We start from the raw sequence: 22024 nt of genomic DNA, 5'->3' as shown, positions 1-22024 counted from the left end.
GCTGTAAAATCGGAATGTAAAATATAATATATCCAAAGACTACGCGTTCTTCTGTTGTATAAAGTAACAGATTTTATTGTCCTCCAATATTTTAACAAATATACGAAATAATACCTATATTTGTTTCCTCTAACATGGGTTTGCTCATTATGAAACATCTATTTTTTACCCTTTTACTATTCTTCGGTCTCTCGTCATATGCTCAGGAAACGGAAAATAAAGTGCGAGCCGAATCGCTGGCTGCAATGGCCGTAGGTAAGGAAGCTGAAGGTGGCAGTATGGACGAAATATCAGCTATGTTGGAAGAAGCTGTAAAGGCTGCTCCGTCGCATGCCGATCTGTATGCCATATGGGGCTTTTTGGCAATGAAGCGTGCCGAAAAAGATTCCGACACGGGTTTGTATGAAATAAGCTTCGAGAAGTTCAATAAATCAGTACAGCTAAAACCATCGCCCGAAGTGTACGGGCTGTGGGCAGGAGCACTTATCTTCTACGCCAACCTTAAAAAAGACGACAGCGTGTATAAAGAATGCTTCGACAAGTTGCAGAAAGCAGTGGATGTGAATCCTCGTTTCATACAGGCCTATCTGGTTTGGGGACAAACTTTGCTGAAGCTGGCTATGGACAAAAATGATGCAGCACTTTACAAACAGTCTATTGAGAAATATAATAAGGTGCTGGAGCTGGATACTAATTCGCTTGATGCTAATACGGGAAAGGGGTTTGCTTGTCTGAGCCTGGGAAAAATAGAGAAAGATCACACTAAATATGGGGAAGAACTGGTGTCATCGTACTTGAAGGCAGAACAACAAGGAAGCCAATCGGCTGCCTATAATCTGGCATGTTACTATTCCCTCGCTAAAGAAAAAGAAGAAGCTCACAAATGGCTTGAAAAATCTATTGTAAAGCAATATACTATAAAAATGGAAGTGTTGGACAAAAAACGTATCGAAGCCGATGAGGATTTCAATAATATTCGTCGCGACAAGAAATATAAGGAAATACTGACCACATATTTTAATTGAAAAATTGGCTAATTACCGATTGCTGTAAATAAAAAGATAAGGCTGCATCCATCCCGGCGCAGCCTTATCTTTTTATTTAAACCTTATATTAACCTAAAATACCTGCGTGATTGTATTATGAAAGAATAATAGTATACTGCAAAATAAGGTATTTGAATCCAGACCGTAAATGTAAAATTGTACAATAGTATAGAAACATTGGCTTATACCGCGATTATTCCGTAACTTTATAGTGCAGATGCTCTTATATATTCTTACCCGTAAAAACAGTATATCATGTTTACAATTTTCGAAACTTATCCCTGGCTGTTGCCCCTGATGATTTTCTTCGGGCGTATTTGTGATGTAACCCTTGGTACCTTGCGTATCATTTTCGTATCGAAAGGTGAAAGGTATAAAGCTCCTATTGTGGGATTCTTCGAAGTATTCATCTGGGTGGTAATTATATCCCAGATATTTGCCCATGCCAACAGTCTCATCGCATATGTGGCCTATGCTGCCGGATATGCTGCCGGGAACTATGTGGGAATACTGGTCGAGAACCGTATCGCCTTCGGCTACCAGCTATTGAGGGTATATACTAAGAAAGATGTTCCGGAATTGATAAAAGATCTCAATAAACAAAAGGTAATTATATACAATCTTACAGTGTTAATCCTTCTTAAAGGTTTTTGAATTTATATTATGTTTGAAATTAAAATAAATAATAATAGAAATAAATAATGAATAAAATAATAAACAAAGATTACGAAAAAACAATCCATCTTCATGGACGTAAAGAAATAGAAGATTTTTTTAGAGATGAGTTTAATGGAAATGAAGAAGCATTACAAGAACATATTAAACCTCTTCTTGAGAAACCTGATAGTTCCCATATTGGTCTCCCTTGGCAGATAAATTATGATGGTGTTCAGTATCATCAAAATCGTAGAGTTGTAAGTATAGTGATTCATTACAATAACGACAAGTAATTCTTAGTGAGTTAATATACTTTGATATAATAACATTGTCTTTTTTATAACAATGAGAACAGATTATTCCAACTTTTACTTTTTCCATAATTAATTGATATTATTTATTCAAAATTAGATTAGCCACTTAATCCATCACCCACATACTTCCAATATGTGGGTTTTCTTTATGAGAAATCTTTTGCAAACTTAAGGAATTTTCACTGGCTTTGACAGAGAAATAGAAAGATTCTATTTACCTTTGTTTTGTATATAATATATTGATTATTAAATATTTAATTAATAAATTATATAGAATTAATAATAAAAATATAAATGTAAAACTATGATTGATGTAACTAAATTTAACTCTTTGTTTGATTTGTTTGAAGCCTTTCCTGATGAAAAATCTTGTATTGTTTATCTCGAACAATTATTCTGGCCAGAGGAAGTTATATCCCCATTCGATGAAACATCTAAAGTATATCATTTAGGTAATCATAGGTATATGTGTAAGAATACACAAAAGATATTTAATGTCAAGATAGGAACTATCTTTGAGGGCACTAAGCTATCCCTAAGAAAGTGGTTTGCTGCAATATGGCTACTAGCATCTAATAAAAAAGGTATATCATCTTTACAGCTATCAAGAGATTTAGGCATTACTCAAAAGACTGCTTGGTATATTTTGCAGAAAATAAGAACTTGTTTAATATGCAAAAATGATGGACAACTTGATGGAGAGGTAGAATGCGATGAAACTTTTGTAGGTGGTAAGAATAAAAATAGACATTGGGATAAGAAAGTAAAGAACTCACAAGGTAGAAGTTTTATTGATAAAACACCTGTATTAGGTATGTTACAAAGAGGTGGTGATGTTATTTGTAGAGTTGTTGAGAATACTTCAAGACATCAAATAACTCCCAATATATTGAAATTTGTAAAACCTACTGCAACTCTTTATACAGATGAATGGCTAGGATATTATGAAGTTGCAGAAATGTATTCTCATTATTCAGTAGACCATGGTAAAAAGCAATATGCTAATGGAAATGTTTATACAAATACGATAGAGGGTTTTTGGTCTATATTTAAAAGAGGTATTATAGGAATATATCATAAAGTTACAAGAAAACATTTACAACTATATGTGAATGAGTTTGTATTTAGATATAATACCAGAAAAATTAGTGAGAGTAGTCGATTTAATTTGTTACTTTGTAATATAAAATATAGATTGACTTATCAGAAAATAATAGCATGAATGAAGATAAAGACAATATAGGAAAAGAATTTAATGATATTCTTAAGTCTATTCTTAATAATAGAAAGATAAATGTTCAGAAAAATATAAAAAGGAGTTTTGCTGTTGATACAATAACAACATATTACGATTTAAAAAGTAAATATACAGAAGAAGAAGCAAGAAAAATATTAAAAGAAGAATTTAAACTTTCTCCTAAAGCGTTAGAGGAAGAACTAGATATTATTTATCATAAACCTGATACTGATTTGTCTCTTCCAATATTGTATTATACAAGTAAAGAGAGAAAGTCTAAGGAAAATGATGATTGATTATTTAAAAGAAAAACAATTATATTTGTTTTAGCCTTTTAGGCTATTTTGAAAAAACAAGAAGTGCTTTATTCTCTTTAAAATCGCCAAATTTTTAAATGAATACACGAGCACAGCGTAACTTGCCATATAAGGGTGAGTTGCGTCTGCGTGTATTCAGGTGTTTGGCGATACCTTAAGAGAATGTGGATTGCAACTCACTTCTTTTATTATAATAACACCTTATTTGGTTGCGTAAGGACAAACTTATAAATCAAATGAGAAAATTGTTATTGTTTGTGACTATTACATTGCTAATGAGTTGCAATATTAAAGAAGGTAAAGATTTATTTAAAACAGAAAGACAAAAAGAAATCGAAGAAGATGCTACAAAATATGTTGATATGTTATTGTCAATTCAACATCCTCTTGAAGCATTTCTTCTTATAAATGATAATCCAGCTAAAAATAAATTAGAAAAATATAAAACAAGAACAAAGGAGGAGAGAATAGAACTTTTAGAAACAATTAAAGAAGTAGCAAAAGAAAAAACCAAAAATTCTAATTCAACATTATATTTAGAAATAGCATTAGAAGCTGTAAATAAAGAAATAGAAGAATTAAAAACAATAAAGTAATAAGCTATGAATCGTTTAGAAGGTATTATAGTAATTAGTGCTATATTGATTTTAATGGGATATATTTCATTATGTATGGTTTCAGTAAGTATGGCTAAAAAACGAGGTCGTAGTGAAATTGGTTGGTTCTTTTTATCATTTTTATTATCTCCAGTATTAGGAATGATTTTGCTCGCTTTTTTAGGAGAAACAGATTTAAAAAGAGAGGAAAGAATAATGCAAGAAGAGATGTGGCGTAGAATGATAAGAGATTGATAAATAAGGATTAATAGGAATTAACAGCCTTTAACTGGGAGATTTGAATCTCCCTTTTTACCTTTGCAGGGTAAGATGAAAATTATGCAAGAGATAATTATTACCTCTTGCATAACGAAGAAATGAGCCTTGAGAACTTATATTTCTTCTTCAACTTTAGAATCAATTTCAGAAGAGTCTGATGATTCACTTTCGGTGTATACACCATCAACTCTGAATAGGAGTTCTTCTAGAGTCTCTTTTTGGTCTAAATCAATCATTTTTTATAGATTTTAGTTAAACTTAAAATACACAATTTAGATTTACTAAATCTATGCCAAAAAGCGGACTAAGACAAAGTGTCATATTGAAATACTATATGGCACTTTTGTTTTTATTTGAAGTAAATATTATAATATAAATATCATTTTATTATTTTATTTGAAATAATTTATAAAAAAGAATTTAACTCCTTTTTACACTGTAACCTGGTATATAATTACCAAACAAAATATAGGGGCAACCTTCGTAAAGGGCGAAGGTGCGGTCTCTCAGGTACATATTATTGAAATAGTTATCAGCCGTAAGTCTCTCGATGAAGTGGTGGCAATGATTACCCGCTTCGATGCTGATGCATTCTATCTGGTAGAGGATATCCGCTACAAGAAGAAGGGTATATTCGCCATGAACAAATGGAGTAACAGAACAATTGCTGCCAGTAAGAGAAAATAAGCAGAATAACATGGAGAAGGATAAATCATATAAGTTCTGGGACAGGGTATCCGGCTGGAGTCAAGCAGAGAGCGCCGCGAACTCTGCCTTGGTAAAATACATAAACAGTAAATTTGGGATACATATCAAGCCTGATGATACCGTTCTTGATTTCGGATGCGGAACAGGAACAATAACTCTGCGCATAGCGCGAAATGCGAATGAAGTATATGGGGTAGATATATCCGAAGGAATGCTGAAACGCGCAGAACTAAACCGGGAAAATCAAAATATAGATAATGCCTCTTTCATTAAAATAACAACATTGGACGAGATGTTTCATGATGTTTCTTTTCAGGTTATTACCACCTTCAACGTTTTACAATATATAGAAAACAGGAATGCATTATTTAAGCAATTTTACAAGCTGCTGGAGCCACAAGGTACGTTGATTGTCGCTGTTCCCTGTTTTGGTAGTATGAACTCTCTTTCCGTTTTATTAGTGAAACTTTTGAGGTTTATTCGTATTATGCCCGAAACTTATTATTTTAGTATTGATGAAATTGAGAAAGAAATAACCGGCGCGGGCTTAAGTATTATAGAACGTATTAATTTGTCGGACTTACCCGAGAGGCTGATTGTCGCAAGGAAGATGTAGATGATTAATATGTTTGTTTGCAGTCGTCCCTTTACGGTCTCTTGAATAAAAGTATTTAAGTAGTAATTTTATGAATATTGAAGAATTCAGGGAATATTGTCTGTCAATAAAGGGGAATTTCAAAACTCCTTTGTGGAATCTGGTGACACTCGAAAGCGATGTCCCTTATGAGTTGATCCGAGATTTGATTCAACATTCGGTAGATGAAGTGATAAAAAAACTTCCCAAAAAGAAACGGGAAGAATATCTCGGATTATAATTATTGAAGATAGCGAAAGATGTATTTTGATTTTTTTTTCTTGGTATAGAAAAAATCAGGGGCTGCCGTTTCTTTTCAAACACGGTCAACCCCTATCTGGTCTGGGCTTATATTATTTGTTACTCCGATATCTGAAATTCCGTCTTTATTGTTTGACGAGAAATCTACTTAAAAAGCTGCATCGGAAAGATTTTTATTTGTTTGCTCTTCGGATTTCTTCCGCTTTCATAATACACCATGCAAAAGCATTGGCTGTAAAGGCTGTATTGTACACCCTGTTACCACTTCCGCCGAAGTTATAGCGGTAACTCGGATAATTGCTATAGACCTTACCGTTTATCGTTTTGGTAGTCAATACAAACGGACATACACCAGAGTTCACATTCCAATAAGTTCTCGCTTCGGCCGAATTAAAACCACCGTCGCCGACGAATATCAGGGGATATTCTTTATGACGGAAGATCGTAACACCTGTTGCATCTCTCGATGTATTACCTATTTCCCTCGCGCCCGAATATATAATGATCTCATCAAGCGGCAAATTGGTCATAAACACAGTGGTTGATGCGTCTTCTCCCCAATTTCTCCCTAGAATATCGTCAAACGGACCTTTTAATATAGGGTCATCGTCTTTACAATAATATGGCTTCATGTTCATCGCGGCAGCACTGTTCATATTGACATTATTAAAGCCTAATGTATAGTTGCTCCCTGCACCGGCACCGCTCGCCGATGAAATGGCAGGGGAAGGGTTATCGAAGAGCAGGTTCAAAAAGTTTGCATTCGAGGTATTTGCTTCCGAACAAATCATTAGAATACCTCCAGATTTAAGAAAATCTATAAGTACTGCGCATCTGGCCGCGTCAGCAGCATTACTGTTCCGATAAAATTCAGTGTCATATCCAATCATAAAAATATCAGTCTTTGGCTGCCCACCGGTTCCTTTCAATAAAGATTCCAATTTGGAGGCACTCATATTCCTCCATGTAGTAGTTTCCAAAGCGACTATATCCCTGTTGTCATCGCCCCATGCATCTGGGTTTGATGATGGAATAAAGTTTGCCTCAGCTGTTGTTCCCAGATTGTTAAATCCGGCAAATTTCAGGATAGACCATTGGTTGTATCCGAAATTATTTTTATCGGTAAGCATCGTATTAAGGCTATTAGGGGGATTTCTTTGAGAAACCAGTCCGGGATTATAACCGTAAGTGTTATTGGTATTACCTAATGTCATCAGACGCTTGCGCGGGATAAGCATATAAACAGTGGCGGTACACGATGCATCGTTCGATACGCTATTGGTGGTGATGGTGAACACCTTGTCGTTCAATCCGCGGGGGATGCCTGTGCCTTCCAGATATATATCCTGAGGATTGGAAGAAAGAACTGCCTGCCCCTTGAATGAGAAGCCATCTACCGTATTGGTTTCCAGAATAGCCACCGCACCAAAAGCGCTCGGTGGAATATTTCTGAGGGTCACTTTGATTCTGTTAGGTTCGCCTGTGACGCCGGGTGTGGAAGATAAAGGGACATCTTCGAAATATGCGCCTTGTACAACAGTAGCTCCGCACTCAATATCAAATTCAGGGCGTGCCGCTGTGGAACGGACATTCACTGCGAAATTACAATCCGGTCCGCTGCCGGTGGAACTTAATATAAACTGGTCTGGAGTATCATCGGCAAGGTTGAGCAGGTCTGTACCCTGTGTATGGAGTTTGGGTTGTCCTGTACCCGGAATCGTTATGAAGAAAGTACCGGTAGCGTAGAAAGTACCTGACAGCTCAAAGAAATAACCATTGTCCCCCTGTGGATTTCCCGGTGCAAAGGTAGCGGAAATACTATACGAGCCTATGCGGGTTATTTCCACTTCAACCCTTATGTAATTCGACGAATTCAGCGCTATGCCATCTCCGTAATCGCCGCGTACTTCCAATGTACTACAATGAAATTCGAACTGGGCAGGAGAGGCTTTTTGCTGGAAACAGTTCCATTTCTCACCATCCCACTGGTTTAATCCCAGACAGAGTTCCTTATCATCGTCTTCCACCAGATTATAGACGATAAGCCCGGTATGAGTCTTGTCCAATATCAGCTTATTGGCGGCATAATCGGAGTTAGGCCCCGAAGCGGGGTTATCGGGATCGGCCAGGAACATCGGGTAAAGTTCCTTCTTCTCCGAAAGAGTTACACGAGGCAGTGCCAGACCTTTATATGCGTTATGTGTACTGTCCGGTACATTGTTTTTATCCTTCAATTGTAACAGAGCCCCTGAAATAGGTTCTTCTCCTGTTCCTATTGTAACCTGGGCATGTATTGCAGGACTCACTGCTAATATTGTTACCAGTAGCAACAATATCTTAAATCTTATTCCTTTTCGGTGTTTTTGTTTAAAGTTTGTTTGCTTCATGCAGTTTAGTTTTTTAGTTTATAAAATAGATTACTCAATTATTGGCTGTATTCATTAGTTTAGCTTTTCTGTTATAATCACCTTCCTGTAAAAATTTCAATACCCCAATTTCTGTCCGGTACTTTCCCAAGCGATGGACAGAAAAATGAGGGAGTGAAGACAAATTTTATAAAGACAATAAGAAATTCCCTTTTCACGGGGTATTGAAACTTTTGCAGAGAATGGATGTGAATGATAGATTGAAAAAGATGACGGGGTACGAAAATACTTCCGTCCGTAAAGAAACGAACCTTATATTTGTTTTTATCTTCGGAAAATGATATAATATCACGCGTATGTACGCTCGCACGGATAATAATGTTGCTGATACGTGTGTATGCAGCTTTAATATTCCTTAAAAGGAAGGAATATTGAAAAAATAATAATGGGAAAAATAAGGGTAGGGAATCAAGTGTGATTAGCTCTCTCTCTCTCTCTCTCTCTCTCTCTCTCTCTCTCTCTCTCTCTCTCTCTCTCTCTAACAAAATAAGGCTAATATCCAAATTTCCAGTAGAAAAAATGGTATTTCTTGTTGTGAAGAAATCATAGGAGAGCATTCTTAGCCACATGTTTTATATCGTTTATGTTATACGTTTTATTTATAATTAGTTATCAGAATTATAATAAAATCGCTCAAAATTAGCATATTTTTTTCATATACAAGGTAATTCATGCGATATTTTTATATCGATCTATCGATATTCAACTACTAACTGGCATTATTTACCTCCGAATATATTTTATTCTTCGCTTGAAGTAGTCTCAGTAATCTCGTTCAGGCTGTTGAGTATCGTTTCTTTCAGCTTTTCTTCGGGCAGGATGACATTGAAATGTCCCCAGAAATTCTTGTCGTACCGGTATTTTGTATCCGACAGTATTTTGTGAGGCGATAAGCGGTCTCTCCGGCTGAATCCTTTTACATTTTCGGTCTCTGTTTTGCAGTTCACCATCTCAAACCACAGATGGAGCGGGGCGCTGAACCATCGGTTCTTTTTCCTGACTTTGAATTTAAGGTCACCTCTCACATGGCTTACATAATATTTACCATCGTCGGCAGGGCGATACGAAACAATGTATTTCACTTCCTGTAAAGTCAGCTTTATATTCGGAGCCAACCGTTCTATATACCAGTTAGTAGCTTTATACACATACTTCGGATTTACTTCGAAACGCGCTTCTACCAATGCATAATTCTCCGTATCTATATATAGTTGCCCTTTGAATAGAGGTTCATCATTATAGGGTAGCTGCTCAAATGAAATAACATTGACCCGCTTGTTGTCGATCACGCTGATATCGGTGTGAGTATATTGGTATGGCGAGCCATTTTCGAAATTGAGGAAGTCCGGCGATTCTTTTATTATATCCAGTGTAAGACTTGAATAAACTCCCGATTTCATTTTGGTGAATAATGTATCTTCTGTTTGCCGGTTTACGATGCGGCGCATTTTTATCAATTTGGTCTGGTCGTTTCTGGCATTGCTTTTGTGGCCTGTTTTATATATCTGGATTACCGATTCGGTAAGGTCTATATTCTTATTCTTATATTCGGTTCCTTCGCGGTAAAAGGTAGTCATATACACAGGTTTGGACGAATAGTTCTTTTCTGCCTGCTCTTTCATTTTTTGCAGTACGTCTAATGGATTTACCACCCGAATTACGATTTCCTGCAATGAAATTATTTTAGGGTCGAGGGATATTCTTACATGCTGGTTTTCGAGTAAAGATGCTTCTATCTCCTGATTCTGATAACCCACATGTGAAAATTTCACTATAGAGTGTCGTAGCGAATCGGGTATTGTAAGTTGAAATTCGCCATTCTGATTGGTGATTGTTCCTATAGAGGTGTAATTAATGCTGGCCGAAGCATAAATGATTGGTTCGTCAGTTATACGGTCGTACAATATACCGCTTATTTTCAGATGCTTGTTTTCGATTGTGACTTTTAATTGTTCCGGATCTGTTGACTGTATCGCTTTTATTGGCTTTACCTCACTGTCTTTTCTCAACAGGATATGGTTGCCTACGATATTTATTCTTAGTTTGTCGTCTTCGGTAATAGCATAAATAGCTTGACGAACAGTATATTTGCCTTTCTTTACCTTTACTACCTTGTCGTTGTCTATTATCTGGCTGTCGTATATGAATAAATAGCCGGACTGATCCGATACCTGTTTCAGCAACTGGTATATAGTTCCTTTACTTTTCGACAGTTTTACTTCGCGGTTAAGCACGCCCCCGTCCTCTGCCTGTAATGCTGTTATTATGAACAGGAATAATAACAAGGCAGAAAAACGATGAAATGCATTTTCAACCGCTTTTTCCATATGCTTGGTATCAGATTAATTATATTTCGAAACGTCAATATTTTATATATTGCCAGAAATACGAAATACTATTTATAATTATTGGGAGCTGGCCCTTCTTCGTTATTCTCATGCTAGAAGTATGCTACATCCCGCTTCTTGCGCAATTCCTAATTTTTAATATCTTCTATAGTAATTACATTATCCGATTGTGTATACTTCAGGTTCAAAGCCAGACATATCAGTTCGGCCATTGTAGCCGGCGTATTGTCCGAGAATGTCACGGTGAGCAATCTGTCTCCGAGATGAGGAGAAACACTTAATTTGGTTGACTCCGAATTCATATTTATGATACGGATCACATCTGTCAGCCGTTCGTCCTTGAAGTGGATCTGTTTCAGATAACCGTCAAATTTCCCTTTGTCGGAGGATATTGTTTTTTGCAAGTTGTCAGAATCCAATAATACTGTTTCGCCCGCTTTTACATGAGTGCTTTGCCCACTTTGCTTCAAAGTCACTTTTACTTCCCCGTGTTTTACCGATAGAGAGAATGAATCTTTGTCTTTACTTACTACATTGAATGCAGTACCCAATACTTCTATCCGTGCGTTTTCGGTTTCGATGAAGAACGGGCGTTCGCGGTTCTTACTGATTTCGAAGAACGCGTCTCCCTGCATCGACACCCTTCTACGGTCTTTTTCGAAATGAACGGGATATTCGATAGATGTCTGTTGGTTGAGATAAACGACAGATCCGTCTTCGAGTGTAGTGACCAGGGTAGGAGCATTTTCTTCGTTGTGCAGTGTATACATTTCCTGACTGCCTGTATTCATATTGTGGATAACCAGCGCGGAAATGATACAGATGCATGCCACGGCAGCAACTGCAACCCATTTCATTCCTGTAGAATTCAATATGCCCCGCTTTGGCTTGTTGTCCGCTGCAGGTAGTAATCCGTCTTCTTCGAAACGCTTATACAATGCGTTCCATCCATCGTTGGTCACTCTATCGTTTTTTACTTTTAAAGTCATATTATATGTGTATATTTTTCTATTTCTTGTCGCAGCAGCTGATATACTTTTGTCATCTCTGCCTCTATTGTTTTCACCGATACGGAAAGGATTTCGGCTATTTCTTTATATTTTTTGCCCTCCATGCGGTGCATCCTGAATATTTTCAGTCTGCGGTCCGGCAATTGCTTCAGGGTGCGGTTTATCACTTCTTCGAGTTCTTTATATTCGAGTTGCTGATGAGGTGTCGCGTCCTGTTCGTCTTTTTCTTTCGATAATACTCTTTCCCTGTGCCGTTCCTGCACGGCGATGTGTTCAAGGTATTGCAGCGACTGGTTACGCACTGCTCCATAGAGATAATTCTTTACAGAGCGCAGGATTTGGATATTCTCCCTGTCTTTCCACCATACGTAGAATAGTTCCTGCACGATTTCTTCTGCTACATCTTTGCGGCCGGTTACGCTCAATCCGTACAGGCAAAGAGGGGCATAGTATTGGCGGAAGACTCCTTCGAAAGCCTTTATATCCCCCTCTTTTATCTTTTTCAGTACGAATAAGTCGTTAAGCATAATTATTTTATTCAGTTCAGTATTTCAAAGTTAAGCGGAAAATTAAGAATGAATAATTAAGAATGAATAATTAACAATTAAGAATGAGAAGTGTAATAAATAGATAAGCTATGGATTACAAGTCGCTTGCGACATTATTAACTCTTAATTATTCATTCTCAATTATTTTTTAATTCTGTTGTTTTCTCAACTTCGATACTGCGTTTTCCAATGATTCGGTAGGCTCTATAATATTATAATCTTCCCAGAAATTAGGATCGTAGAAATTCTGAACCTTATCCGATAACACCTGATTTTGTCCGAATGATTGTTTAAACGGGATTTTGTTTATCTTCCCGCTTTTGCGGTCGGTTACCACCATTTCGGATACAATGGTATAGCCGGTAGAGAACAGGCGGCGTTTCAGGTCACATTTAAACTTCACTTCGCTCCATACATAGTTCAGGTAGCTTTTGCCGTCTTGTTGCTTGTAAGTCACCAGAAACGATACTTCTTCGGGTTTGAAATGCATCTTGAAAGGCTTCTTTCTCAATATTGCCTGTGTGGCCTTATTCCTGTCGTCCATGCTGAGGCTGAATTCGGCACGGGAGAAAGTCAGGCTTTGCTTGTCTATATACAGTTTACCGTAATGCAGTGCGTATGGAAGTACGACTTGTGGGCTGAAACTAACCACATAATGAGGGCGTTCGTCTATCATAACCGATTCTTCCATATTGTATCTGTACATGCCCAGCGTATTTATGTCCAGAAACAGTTCCGGATTTTTTACCACGTCCATAAATGTAGAGAGATTTGGCCCTCCCTGAAACTTTACGATCAGTGTATCGTTTGGTTTCGGACTTATCAGTTTTCGTCCTTTGTAGACCTGCACTCTATCGCCTGCAATATCTTGCGTATAAGGTGTCTTGTATATATCGAGTATGGCTTCCGATATATTTATATAGTTGCGTCTCTTCCTTATCGTTTCGCGATAGAATCCTGTAAGCATATTTACTTCTGCACTGTTGTTGTCCCCGATTTTATGTATGGCTTCTTCTACCAGCTTTTGGGCGTCCACAGGCTGTACTATAACGTCTTTCAGCAGGTTTACGTTAGGGATGAGGTATATAGTTACTTCGTGTCCTATATCTTCCCGGTTGATAGGGAACTTCATGTTACGGTATCCAATGTGTGATATTTCCAGTGTTTTAGCTTCCAGCGCATTGTTGAGTTTGATAGAGAATACACCATCTGTATTGGTTATAGTACCGATATTGGTTCCCGGAACGGAAATACTGACGTATTCAAGTTTTTTGTTCGAGTTCTTATCCTTCACTACACCACTTATAGTAATATAGTTTGCCGACATATTCTGTGCCTGTAATGGAATACACGCAACGGATATGAGAACAGCAAGGATCAGTTGTGCGGTTTTTAAGTATATTGCTTTCATAACAGTATTGATTAAATGATGAATAATAACCGGTTTCTACTTATATGATTGGTTGGGTAAGAAAAACCCTAGAGAAAAATGGAAAAAAATGAAGAATTAGAAAATGTTTACATACTCCGGCTCATCAATCTGCGTCAGGAGAACATCTATACCCATTCTTTTGCTGTTGTTTACCAACTGAAAAAAGGAGTTCACCCATTTATGGTCATCCGGTATCGGCTTTCTATATACTTTTGATTCATGTAAAATTAAAAAAAAGAAAATTATGAAAAAGATTATGATGTTGACGGCATTGTTATGCGCATCCTTTATGGCTTATTCCCAAACAAGCGAAGAACCGAAAGTTCCCTTTATAGAAGTTATTGGAAGCGCCGAAATGGAAGTTGAGCCCGATGAAATCAGATTGTCGGTAATAATCGGTAACTATGTAGGGGCTAAAAAAGTACGTGATAATATTTCTCTCGATGAGGCAGATCGTAAATTGAGATCTATCCTTTCGGAAGTAGGCGTTAAGGATAATCAGATAATATTGAAAGATGCGGCCACTAATAATTATTGGGTATATTACTGGCAAACGCAGAAGCATATGGACGAAGCGCGGGTAGAAAAGAAATATGAAATCATACTTACCACTACCGGTCAGCTGGACAGATTACTAAACCTCATACCGGGGCCCAAAGAAGGCTTTATAAAAGTGAATATTGCAGAACTTAAAAATAAAGATATTACCGAATATCGCAAACAGGTGAAAATCCGTGCGATAAAGTCTGCTAAAGCCAAAGCGGAATACCTGTTAGAGAGTATAGAAAGTAAGGTCGGACGTCCGCTATATGTTTTAGAAATGGAAGAACAAAATGCAATGCAACCACAAAATGTAATGCAGCTGCAAAATCTGCAATTCAACGAATATTCCCTACAGCGAAATGCTCTAATGAATGGTGAATATGGCGATTACGATACCGATACTGCCCAAATGCAAAAAATCAAACTGGCATACAAGATCAAAGCCCGTTTCGAGATACTGTAAGTTTGTAGCTTATTAGGGCAAAAGGCTCTTAGTTTTTTATAGAAAGTTTATCTATGTAATTAGAGCCGATAACCCTTAGTTGTTAGCTTATGGTTCTTTGACGTGTTGATCGGCCCCTCCATTGACTACACTTCGTTCCGTCGAATGTTGTTTCTCCCCAAGGGGAGGCTACAGAGAGGGTAAAAAGTAATAGGTATAAAAAAGTGTTACATTTGTTACCTTTTGACAAGTAGTAAGTTTTAAGTAATGAGTAATAAGTACTAAGTTGAAAGTTATATAAGATACGAGTAGACGAGTTGTTAACTGATGACTGTTCACTGACGAGATGCTTCACTCTGTTCAGCATGACAAGCTAATTATTAATTTTTCATTATTCATTCTTAATTGCTTTCCCTGTTACCTTTGTTACCTTTTAACTATGTATAGTTAAGGGGTGCAAAAATGACAAGAGGAAAACAATGAAAAAACTGTCAGATGTGTCAGGTTTTAACTAAACTTAGTTAATAAATATGAATATAGTAACGGTTTATACTTTGCACCTTAACGTCTCTGTGTGAGAATACTGTTAATTGAAACGTTACCAGTTTTCTTGCGTTAAGCCTGGTCCTTATAATCATAAATTATTCTAATCTTTAAAAATCCTTACTTGTTGAAAACTGCCGACCGTTTTCCTTGAGAAGAGCTCCTATTTATTGTAACTTTACAGATTGTGAAAAAGCAGAAGATATATGAATAATTTTGTACACTTACATGTCCATTCCCAATATTCCATGTTGGATGGGCAGGCCAGCATACCCAATCTTGTAGATAAAGCTATTGCCGACGGAATGAAGGCGATAGCCCTTACCGACCATGGAGCCATGTTTGGGGTAAAAGAATTTTTTAATTATGTAAAAAAGAAGAACGGTAAATACGACAGTGCCATCAAGGAACTGAAAACTCAGATAAAAGACCTGGAAAAAGACCCGGAAGGGGGTAACGGGGAACAAATAGGTGAACTAAAAATAAAGATTCAACAGGAGGAAGCAAAAAAGTTTAAACCAATTATTGGTTGCGAATGTTATGTTGCCCGCCGTCATAGGACGCTGAAAGAAGGCAAGCCCGATATGAGCGGCTGGCACCTTGTGGTACTGGCCAAAAATCTGAAGGGATATAAAAATCTAATCAAGATGGTGTCTCATAGCTGGACAGAAGGCTATTACATGCGTCCACGTATAGACAAGGAACTGCTCGAAAAATATCATGAAGGACTGATTGTCTCTACTGCTTGTTTGGGAGGTGAGATACCCAAAAAGATACAAGCAGGTGACGTGGAGGAAACAGAAAAAGCCTTGCAATGGTTTAAGAATCTTTTTGGTGCAGATTTTTATCTCGAACTACAGCGTCATAAGACCAACCGTCCTGACGCCAATATCGAGGCCTATCCTTTGCAGCAAAAGGTTAATACTGAACTGCTGAAACTGGGTGAGAAATTTGGTGTAAAAGTGATTGCCACCAATGATGTTCACTTTGTGGAGGAAGAGGATGCCGACGCGCACGACCGCCTTATTTGTCTGAGTACAGGTAAGGATTTCGACGACCCTAAGCGGATGCGTTATACCAAGCAGGAATGGTTGAAGACAACGGCGGAAATGAACCAGCTATTCTCCGACCATCCCGAAGTACTGGAAAATACATTGGAGATCGCCGACAAGGTACAATTCTACTCCATCGATTCCGATGCTTTGATGCCATTCTTTACTATCGATGCATCCTTCGGAACGGAAGAAGGATATAAGATAATGTACAGTGAGGAAGATCTTATGCTCGAATTCGGAGAGAAGGCATATAAGCGTCTCGGTGGATACGATAAGGTAATCCGTATCAAGCTGGAATCGGACTATCTGAAACACCTGACGATGATAGGGGCTGACAAACGATACGGTAAAGACAGGAATGCCGAAACCGTAGAACGGCTCGACTTTGAACTGGATGTAATGAAAACGATGGGATTTCCCGGTTATTTCCTTATTGTACAGGATTTTATTGCCGCTGCGCGTGAGATGGGTGTGGCTGTAGGCCCCGGACGTGGCTCTGCTGCCGGTTCGGCGGTGGCTTATTGTCTGGGAATAACAGATATAGACCCGATAAAATACGATTTGCTGTTTGAGCGTTTTCTTAACCCCGACCGTATATCCATGCCCGATATCGACATCGACTTCGATGATGACGGACGTGGAAAGGTCTTGAAATGGGTAACGGAAAAATACGGGCAGGAGCGTGTGGCACATATTATTACCTATGGTACTATGGCTACAAAATCAGCGATAAAAGACGTCGCCCGTGTGCAGAAGTTACCTTTGTCGGAGTCGAACAGGCTGGCAAAGTTTGTTCCCGACCGTATCCCCGATAAGAAAAAGGTGACGTTGCGCGATGCGATAGAATATGTTCCCGAACTGAAAGAGGCGGCGAACAGCCATGACCCCGTGATGCGCGATACGCTCAAATATGCCCAGATGCTCGAAGGTAATGTGCGTAATACCGGAGTGCATGCCTGTGGTATCATCATCGGACAGCAGGATATATCCGATATTGTTCCGGTGAGTACGGCAGAAGATAAGGAAACAGGCGAAAATATCCTCGTTACCCAGTATGAAGGTACGGTGATTGAGGAAACAGGACTTATCAAGATGGACTTCCTGGGACTAAAAACACTCTCTATCATCAAGGAGGCCATTGATAATATAAAACATACTACTGGTGAGACTATCAATATAGATACCATATCGCTTGAAGATCCTAAAACGTACGAGTTGTACAGTCTGGGAAAGACAACAGGAACATTCCAGTTTGAGTCTGCCGGTATGCAGAAATACCTGAAAGAGCTGCAACCGAGTAAATTTGAAGACCTGATAGCGATGAATGCGTTGTATCGTCCCGGCCCGATGGACTATATCCCTTCATTTATTGCACGTAAACACGGGCGGGAAGAGATATCCTACGATATCCCGATTATGGAGCGTTATCTGAACGATACTTATGGTATCACCGTATATCAGGAGCAGGTCATGCTCTTGTCGCGTTTGTTGGCCGACTTTACGCGTGGCCAGTCCGACGAGTTGCGTAAGGCAATGGGTAAGAAACTCATAGATAAGATGAACGCCCTGAAAGAAAAGTTTATTGCCGGTGGTACTAAAAACGGACACGATAAGAAAACACTGGATAAAATATGGGCTGACTGGGAAAAATTCGCGTCATATGCGTTCAATAAGTCCCATGCAACCTGTTACTCGTGGGTCGCTTACCAAACAGCGTGGCTGAAAGCCAACTATCCGTCGGAATATATGGCGGCGGTACTTTCGCGAAACTTGTCCAATATCACTGAAATCACGAAGTTCATGGATGAGTGTAAGGCCATGAGTATGAATGTACTTGGACCGGATGTGAATGAATCCTTCCTGAAGTTCTCGGTAAACAAGGAAGGTGATATACGTTTTGGACTAGCTGCCGTAAAGGGAGTAGGAGAGGGCGCTGTAATGAATATTATAGAAGAACGTGAAAAGAACGGCCCATTTAAAGATATATTCGATTTCGTAGAGCGTGTGAACCTAAGTTCTTGTAACCGTAAGAATATAGAATCCCTGGCTTTAGCAGGCGCTTTCGATAATTTTCAGGAAGTAAGCCGCGAGCAGTTTTTCGGAGTTAATGGTAAAGGTGAGCAGTTTATAGATATGCTTATCCGTTATGGGAATAAATACCAGCTGGATAAGAATACAGCGGCCAATTCACTATTTGGAGGAGATACATCATTTGATATAGCACATCCTGAAATACCTAAAGTAGAGAAATGGTCAGATCTGGAGCGCCTGAATAAAGAACGCGAATTGATAGGGATTTACCTTTCGGCGCATCCGCTCGATGATTATAAGATAGTGCTTAGCTATGTATGTAATGTGGGTATGTCGGAAATTGAAGATAAGGATGCATTGAAAAATAAAGAAGTGACTCTGGGGGGACTGGTGTCGGCTGTGAGGGAAGGGATTACCAAGAACGGAAAGCCGTTTATGATTATTCGCATCGAGGATTTCACGGGAAGCGGTGAACTGCCTTTGTTTGGCGACGATTATATCAACTTTGGAAAATACGGGCGCCCGGGATTATATGTATATATAAAAGGACGTGTACAACCACGGAAATTTGACCAGACCCAGTTTGAGTTTAAAATATTTTCAATACAACTGTTGCCGGATGTAAAAGACCGCCTGATAGAGAAGCTAACGATTACTTTACCGCTGCATGATATGAATACGCAGATGGTGGAAGAATTGTCTACTTTAACAAAAAACAATCCGGGTAATTCATTGTTATATTTTCAGGTAGTTGATGGTGAACGAAATATGAAAGTAGATTTGTTTTCAAGAAGTTTTAAAATAAATGTCAAACAGGAACTTATTGATTATCTGGTGGAAAACGAAAATATTGTATTTAAAGTAAATTGAAACCTTTCATATTCTAAATAGATTAATTACCTTTGCAAAACAAATAAAATAAATAGATATTATAAATATTATAAATAATTAGATAGATTAAAACTATGGCTTTAGAAATTACAGACGCAGGGTTTGAAGATGTATTGAAATCAGACAAACCTCTAGTGATAGATTTTTGGGCGGAGTGGTGTGGCCCTTGCCGCATGGTCGGTCCTATTGTGGAAGAATTGGCTGCAGAATATGCCGATAAAGTAACTATTGGTAAAGTAGATGTGGATAACAATGACGACATTACGTCTAAGTATGGTATCCGCAACATTCCTACAATCCTGTTCATCAAAAACGGTGAAGTAGTGGACAAACAAGTAGGTGCAGCTCAGAAAGCCGTATTGGTAGAGAAAATAGAGAATATGCTGAAATAAAGTTTCCCAATATTGATAAAAAGGCCTGTCAGATAGACAGGCTTTTTTGTTGAATATCACTCCATAGGATTAATCCATGTTGAACTAATCGTTTCACCTTCTGTTATAATATAATGAATGGTTTAAAGTAGTTCAGGGATGGAAGCATATATGATCCTTTTGTATATTAGTATAGCTATGTTTGTGGCCAGCATTGTGCTGTGGTATATTTCGGGCAGATATATAAAAGAACATAAACCAGGCTTATCCCGACGGATGGTTTATATAGGCGGATTTATGTTCTCTTTTTCTATTTTAGGAGCTTTGATAGCCTTGATAATCTGGTCGTCTAAATAGCCTCATTTTGATTATCTTATATACTGCACCTTACTCTCATCTCTAGGCTTGGCATCCGGCGATTCATTCTTATAGCCAACGGCAATGCCAAAAACAACTTCATGTGTATCAGGCATATTTATCTCTTTCAGAAAATCTTTCGAATCGGGGTCGTTTAAAATACCGGCCATATTTCCGATAGTACATGTCCCGATATTCATAGATTCGGCACTGAGGAGAATATTCTGTGCCAATAGTCCACAATCGACCGCGCTATAAGGATTACTCTTATCTTTGCCTACAATGATGAGGGTAGGCGCTCCATGAAACACGCTGAATCCCGGCTCTTGCGCGCGGGCTGCACTTCCTTGCAGGCTTTTTCCTTTGGCCTTTTCTACAAAGCTATTGTTGATTCGGCTCAATAAATCGGCGCTTTGTATAACTCTTATTTCCCACGATTGTTTGTTCAGTGCACTCGGTGCATTTATGGCGCATTTCACTATTGTATCCAGTTGCTCAGGTGTTATCTGCTCCGGTTTGTATGAACGGATGCTTCTACGGCTCATAATGGCTTCTACTACAGCATTTTTTTGTTCCATATCGCTCGTTTTTTCTTTTGTTGAATTGTTGCAGGAGAATAGCATCAGGGACGCTATTGCTGCGATAAACATTTTCTTCATATTCATTTACTATATGTTATTTTTACTATTTCTGTTGTCTTATCAGTTATTCTAAACCGCTCATCAGCGCGGTGCCCTACTATCCATACTATATCATCACCTGAACAAAGCAGCCATGTGGCTTCCTTGTCGAACAGGCTGAACTTATTGTCGGAAAAGTAATCGCTTACTTTCTTCTTCCCCTTCATACCGAAAGGCATAAACCAATCGCCCTGCTTCCACTTACGGAGGGTCAACGGATAAGTTAACTTATTAGCGTCGATGTATATTATATCGGGATTCTTTTCTATTGAAAAATCCCCGTTTACCGGAACACGCTCTATTTTCAGATGTATAGGGCGTGATAAACTATTCTCATCTTCATGGATATTATACCGTTCTATTTTGAGGTTGTCCTTTTTCTTTAATATGAGATATCCTCTATCTTTCAGTAATTCATGCGTTTCCGAATAGAATATTTTACCCGACTGGCTTATCACGGATTCGAATATCCGCCGTACCGTAGCTGAATTGAACCCATACGGAGAAAGAAGCTCGAAAAGGATAGCTTCCGGCTCCAGATATTGAACCAGCATGGATATATTTATCTTATTATCTGCGAATATATTAGCTTTCACCTGAGCCATATACATATAGTATATGTTAGCCACCTGCGTCAGATGTTCGGCTGTCTTGTTTATCGACTCTTTTGCCGAAGGATTTATTGCTTCCAGCATAGGGATTACATTCAACCTTATCTTGTTCCGGGCATACATATCTTCATTGTTGGTGCTATCATCTACGAACGACATTCGTCTAACTTTCAGATATTCTATTATTTCGTCGCGACTCACACATAATAATGGACGGATAACATATCCGTTCACAGGGGCAATACCGGTAAGTCCGCGAATACCTGTTCCCCTGACAAGATTGAGCAGAATGGTCTCTACAGAATCATCGCGATGGTGTGCTACAGCTATTTTGTCGGCCATATGAATGACTCTGAGTTGTTCAAACCAGTTGTAACGCAGTTCACGGGCAGCCATTTCTATCGACACGGAATTTATGGCGGCATAAGCTTCCGTATCGAAGTCGATACGCTCGTATTTCAGATTATACTTTTTACACAGTTCTTCTACAAAGAATGCGTCCCTGTTAGATTCCTCGCCTCGTAAGTGAAAATTACAATGAGCTACGACACATTCGAGGCCGAAGCTATGCAGGATATCGAGTAAAGCAACGGAATCTGCTCCTCCGCTGACGCCTACGATAATTTTCTCTCCTCCGGCAAGTAATCCGTTGGCAACGATATACTGTTCTACTCTTGAAATATCCAT

Annotated in this window: 24 protein-coding genes; 15 read left to right on the top strand and 9 right to left on the bottom strand. The window is 38.5% G+C overall.

Features of this window, described 5'->3' with window-relative positions:
- The first annotated feature begins 149 nt into the window (after positions 1 to 149).
- From IR083_RS19380 to IR083_RS19350, 7 genes are all read left to right on the top strand, one after another.
- Positions 150 to 1025, top strand: a complete 876-nt coding sequence (locus IR083_RS19380) for a tetratricopeptide repeat protein (RefSeq protein ID WP_194225539.1) — start codon at positions 150 to 152, stop codon at positions 1023 to 1025.
- 276 nt (positions 1026 to 1301) lie between these two features.
- Positions 1302 to 1700 carry a DUF5698 domain-containing protein gene (locus IR083_RS19375; protein ID WP_242052490.1) on the top strand — a complete coding sequence of 133 codons (399 nt, stop codon included), beginning with the start codon at positions 1302 to 1304 and terminating at the stop codon, positions 1698 to 1700.
- Between the two features lie 47 nt (positions 1701 to 1747).
- On the top strand, positions 1748 to 1996 hold the full coding sequence (locus IR083_RS19370) for a hypothetical protein (RefSeq protein ID WP_194225538.1): 249 nt from the start codon (positions 1748 to 1750) through the stop codon (positions 1994 to 1996).
- A 325-nt stretch (positions 1997 to 2321) separates the two neighbouring features.
- The gene (locus tag IR083_RS19365) at positions 2322 to 3239 is read left to right on the top strand and encodes an IS1595 family transposase (protein ID WP_194225537.1); all 918 of its coding nucleotides are present in this window, start codon (positions 2322 to 2324) and stop codon (positions 3237 to 3239) included.
- Positions 3236 to 3550: a hypothetical protein gene (locus IR083_RS19360; protein WP_194225536.1), complete on the top strand. Its 315-nt coding sequence runs from the start codon at positions 3236 to 3238 to the stop codon at positions 3548 to 3550. Before IR083_RS19365 ends, IR083_RS19360 begins: the two co-directional genes overlap by 4 nt.
- 257 nt (positions 3551 to 3807) lie before the next feature.
- Positions 3808 to 4167: a hypothetical protein gene (locus IR083_RS19355; RefSeq protein ID WP_194225535.1), complete on the top strand. Its 360-nt coding sequence runs from the start codon at positions 3808 to 3810 to the stop codon at positions 4165 to 4167.
- Between the two features lie 6 nt (positions 4168 to 4173).
- Positions 4174 to 4422 (top strand): hypothetical protein, encoded by a 249-nt coding sequence (locus IR083_RS19350; RefSeq protein WP_194225534.1) that lies wholly within the window; start codon positions 4174 to 4176, stop codon positions 4420 to 4422.
- Positions 4423 to 4559: 137 nt separating this feature from the next.
- On the opposite strand, the gene IR083_RS24845 is transcribed toward IR083_RS19350, so the two are convergent.
- Positions 4560 to 4682 (bottom strand): hypothetical protein, encoded by a 123-nt coding sequence (locus IR083_RS24845; RefSeq protein WP_262893187.1) that lies wholly within the window; start codon positions 4680 to 4682, stop codon positions 4560 to 4562.
- A 172-nt stretch (positions 4683 to 4854) separates the two neighbouring features.
- Between IR083_RS24845 and IR083_RS24840 the strand changes: the two genes are divergently transcribed.
- From IR083_RS24840 to IR083_RS19335, 3 genes are all read left to right on the top strand, one after another.
- A complete protein-coding gene (locus IR083_RS24840) occupies positions 4855 to 5133 on the top strand; it encodes a DUF2179 domain-containing protein (protein ID WP_194225548.1) in 279 nt (92 codons plus the stop codon).
- A 10-nt stretch (positions 5134 to 5143) separates the two neighbouring features.
- Positions 5144 to 5770: a class I SAM-dependent methyltransferase gene (locus IR083_RS19340; protein ID WP_194225533.1), complete on the top strand. Its 627-nt coding sequence runs from the start codon at positions 5144 to 5146 to the stop codon at positions 5768 to 5770.
- Positions 5771 to 5840: 70 nt separating this feature from the next.
- A complete protein-coding gene (locus IR083_RS19335; RefSeq protein ID WP_194225532.1) occupies positions 5841 to 6029 on the top strand; it encodes a hypothetical protein in 189 nt (62 codons plus the stop codon).
- A 193-nt stretch (positions 6030 to 6222) separates the two neighbouring features.
- Here IR083_RS19335 and IR083_RS19330 read toward each other — a convergent pair whose 3' ends face one another.
- The 6 genes from IR083_RS19330 to IR083_RS19305 form a co-directional block, all read right to left on the bottom strand.
- Entirely contained in the window at positions 6223 to 8436 is a 2214-nt protein-coding gene (locus IR083_RS19330; RefSeq protein ID WP_006798276.1) for a hypothetical protein, read from the bottom strand.
- A 77-nt stretch (positions 8437 to 8513) separates the two neighbouring features.
- Positions 8514 to 9044: a hypothetical protein gene (locus tag IR083_RS19325; protein ID WP_194225531.1), complete on the bottom strand. Its 531-nt coding sequence runs from the start codon at positions 9042 to 9044 to the stop codon at positions 8514 to 8516.
- 171 nt (positions 9045 to 9215) lie between these two features.
- Positions 9216 to 10802 carry a carboxypeptidase-like regulatory domain-containing protein gene (locus tag IR083_RS19320; protein WP_194225530.1) on the bottom strand — a complete coding sequence of 529 codons (1587 nt, stop codon included), beginning with the start codon at positions 10800 to 10802 and terminating at the stop codon, positions 9216 to 9218.
- 149 nt (positions 10803 to 10951) lie between these two features.
- A complete protein-coding gene (locus IR083_RS19315; RefSeq protein ID WP_194225529.1) occupies positions 10952 to 11812 on the bottom strand; it encodes a FecR family protein in 861 nt (286 codons plus the stop codon).
- On the bottom strand, positions 11809 to 12360 hold the full coding sequence (locus IR083_RS19310; protein ID WP_194225528.1) for an RNA polymerase sigma-70 factor: 552 nt from the start codon (positions 12358 to 12360) through the stop codon (positions 11809 to 11811). Before IR083_RS19310 ends, IR083_RS19315 begins: the two co-directional genes overlap by 4 nt.
- A gap of 169 nt (positions 12361 to 12529) precedes the next feature.
- On the bottom strand, positions 12530 to 13792 hold the full coding sequence (locus tag IR083_RS19305) for a carboxypeptidase-like regulatory domain-containing protein (protein ID WP_006798270.1): 1263 nt from the start codon (positions 13790 to 13792) through the stop codon (positions 12530 to 12532).
- Positions 13793 to 13870: 78 nt separating this feature from the next.
- Here IR083_RS19305 and IR083_RS19300 point away from each other — a divergent pair, with 78 nt between their 5' ends.
- From IR083_RS19300 to IR083_RS19280, 5 genes are all read left to right on the top strand, one after another.
- Positions 13871 to 14029 carry a hypothetical protein gene (locus tag IR083_RS19300; RefSeq protein WP_194225527.1) on the top strand — a complete coding sequence of 53 codons (159 nt, stop codon included), beginning with the start codon at positions 13871 to 13873 and terminating at the stop codon, positions 14027 to 14029.
- Positions 14030 to 14057: 28 nt separating this feature from the next.
- Positions 14058 to 14819 carry an SIMPL domain-containing protein gene (locus IR083_RS19295; RefSeq protein ID WP_194225526.1) on the top strand — a complete coding sequence of 254 codons (762 nt, stop codon included), beginning with the start codon at positions 14058 to 14060 and terminating at the stop codon, positions 14817 to 14819.
- 728 nt (positions 14820 to 15547) lie between these two features.
- A complete protein-coding gene (gene dnaE, locus IR083_RS19290) occupies positions 15548 to 19297 on the top strand; it encodes a DNA polymerase III subunit alpha (protein WP_194225525.1) in 3750 nt (1249 codons plus the stop codon).
- A 95-nt stretch (positions 19298 to 19392) separates the two neighbouring features.
- Positions 19393 to 19710, top strand: coding sequence for a thioredoxin (gene trxA, locus IR083_RS19285; RefSeq protein WP_006798266.1), 318 nt, complete (start codon positions 19393 to 19395; stop codon positions 19708 to 19710).
- A 138-nt stretch (positions 19711 to 19848) separates the two neighbouring features.
- Positions 19849 to 20046: a hypothetical protein gene (locus IR083_RS19280; RefSeq protein WP_194225524.1), complete on the top strand. Its 198-nt coding sequence runs from the start codon at positions 19849 to 19851 to the stop codon at positions 20044 to 20046.
- An 11-nt stretch (positions 20047 to 20057) separates the two neighbouring features.
- Here IR083_RS19280 and IR083_RS19275 read toward each other — a convergent pair whose 3' ends face one another.
- Both IR083_RS19275 and tilS read right to left on the bottom strand, forming a co-directional pair.
- Positions 20058 to 20711 (bottom strand): nitroreductase family protein, encoded by a 654-nt coding sequence (locus tag IR083_RS19275; protein WP_194225523.1) that lies wholly within the window; start codon positions 20709 to 20711, stop codon positions 20058 to 20060.
- Positions 20708 to 22024, bottom strand: coding sequence for a tRNA lysidine(34) synthetase TilS (gene tilS / locus IR083_RS19270; RefSeq protein ID WP_199343258.1), 1317 nt, complete (start codon positions 22022 to 22024; stop codon positions 20708 to 20710). Before tilS ends, IR083_RS19275 begins: the two co-directional genes overlap by 4 nt.

It is taken from the genome of Dysgonomonas sp. GY75 (assembly GCF_015234155.1).
GTDB lineage: Bacteria > Bacteroidota > Bacteroidia > Bacteroidales > Dysgonomonadaceae > Dysgonomonas > Dysgonomonas gadei.
Note: the sequence above shows the minus strand (reverse complement) of the source record. Positions and strands in the feature narration are given on the sequence as shown.

What these genes read in the sequence shown, in the direction of transcription:
- IR083_RS19380 (WP_194225539.1), top strand. Translation starts at nt 150, where the DNA reads ATGAAACATCTATTTTTTACCCTTTTACTATTCTTCGGTCTCTCGTCA.
- IR083_RS19375 (WP_242052490.1), top strand. Translation starts at nt 1,302, where the DNA reads ATGTTTACAATTTTCGAAACTTATCCCTGGCTGTTGCCCCTGATGATT.
- IR083_RS19370 (WP_194225538.1), top strand. Translation starts at nt 1,748, where the DNA reads ATGAATAAAATAATAAACAAAGATTACGAAAAAACAATCCATCTTCAT.
- IR083_RS19365 (WP_194225537.1), top strand. Translation starts at nt 2,322, where the DNA reads ATGATTGATGTAACTAAATTTAACTCTTTGTTTGATTTGTTTGAAGCC.
- IR083_RS19360 (WP_194225536.1), top strand. Translation starts at nt 3,236, where the DNA reads ATGAATGAAGATAAAGACAATATAGGAAAAGAATTTAATGATATTCTT.
- IR083_RS19355 (WP_194225535.1), top strand. Translation starts at nt 3,808, where the DNA reads ATGAGAAAATTGTTATTGTTTGTGACTATTACATTGCTAATGAGTTGC.
- IR083_RS19350 (WP_194225534.1), top strand. Translation starts at nt 4,174, where the DNA reads ATGAATCGTTTAGAAGGTATTATAGTAATTAGTGCTATATTGATTTTA.
- IR083_RS24845 (WP_262893187.1), bottom strand. Translation starts at nt 4,682, where the DNA reads ATGATTGATTTAGACCAAAAAGAGACTCTAGAAGAACTCCTATTCAGA.
- IR083_RS19340 (WP_194225533.1), top strand. Translation starts at nt 5,144, where the DNA reads ATGGAGAAGGATAAATCATATAAGTTCTGGGACAGGGTATCCGGCTGG.
- IR083_RS19335 (WP_194225532.1), top strand. Translation starts at nt 5,841, where the DNA reads ATGAATATTGAAGAATTCAGGGAATATTGTCTGTCAATAAAGGGGAAT.
- IR083_RS19330 (WP_006798276.1), bottom strand. Translation starts at nt 8,436, where the DNA reads ATGAAGCAAACAAACTTTAAACAAAAACACCGAAAAGGAATAAGATTT.
- IR083_RS19325 (WP_194225531.1), bottom strand. Translation starts at nt 9,044, where the DNA reads ATGTGGCTAAGAATGCTCTCCTATGATTTCTTCACAACAAGAAATACC.
- IR083_RS19320 (WP_194225530.1), bottom strand. Translation starts at nt 10,802, where the DNA reads ATGGAAAAAGCGGTTGAAAATGCATTTCATCGTTTTTCTGCCTTGTTA.
- IR083_RS19315 (WP_194225529.1), bottom strand. Translation starts at nt 11,812, where the DNA reads ATGACTTTAAAAGTAAAAAACGATAGAGTGACCAACGATGGATGGAAC.
- IR083_RS19310 (WP_194225528.1), bottom strand. Translation starts at nt 12,360, where the DNA reads ATGCTTAACGACTTATTCGTACTGAAAAAGATAAAAGAGGGGGATATA.
- IR083_RS19305 (WP_006798270.1), bottom strand. Translation starts at nt 13,792, where the DNA reads ATGAAAGCAATATACTTAAAAACCGCACAACTGATCCTTGCTGTTCTC.
- IR083_RS19300 (WP_194225527.1), top strand. Translation starts at nt 13,871, where the DNA reads ATGGAAAAAAATGAAGAATTAGAAAATGTTTACATACTCCGGCTCATC.
- IR083_RS19295 (WP_194225526.1), top strand. Translation starts at nt 14,058, where the DNA reads ATGAAAAAGATTATGATGTTGACGGCATTGTTATGCGCATCCTTTATG.
- dnaE (WP_194225525.1), top strand. Translation starts at nt 15,548, where the DNA reads ATGAATAATTTTGTACACTTACATGTCCATTCCCAATATTCCATGTTG.
- trxA (WP_006798266.1), top strand. Translation starts at nt 19,393, where the DNA reads ATGGCTTTAGAAATTACAGACGCAGGGTTTGAAGATGTATTGAAATCA.
- IR083_RS19280 (WP_194225524.1), top strand. Translation starts at nt 19,849, where the DNA reads ATGGAAGCATATATGATCCTTTTGTATATTAGTATAGCTATGTTTGTG.
- IR083_RS19275 (WP_194225523.1), bottom strand. Translation starts at nt 20,711, where the DNA reads ATGAATATGAAGAAAATGTTTATCGCAGCAATAGCGTCCCTGATGCTA.
- tilS (WP_199343258.1), bottom strand. Translation starts at nt 22,024, where the DNA reads ATGGATATTTCAAGAGTAGAACAGTATATCGTTGCCAACGGATTACTT.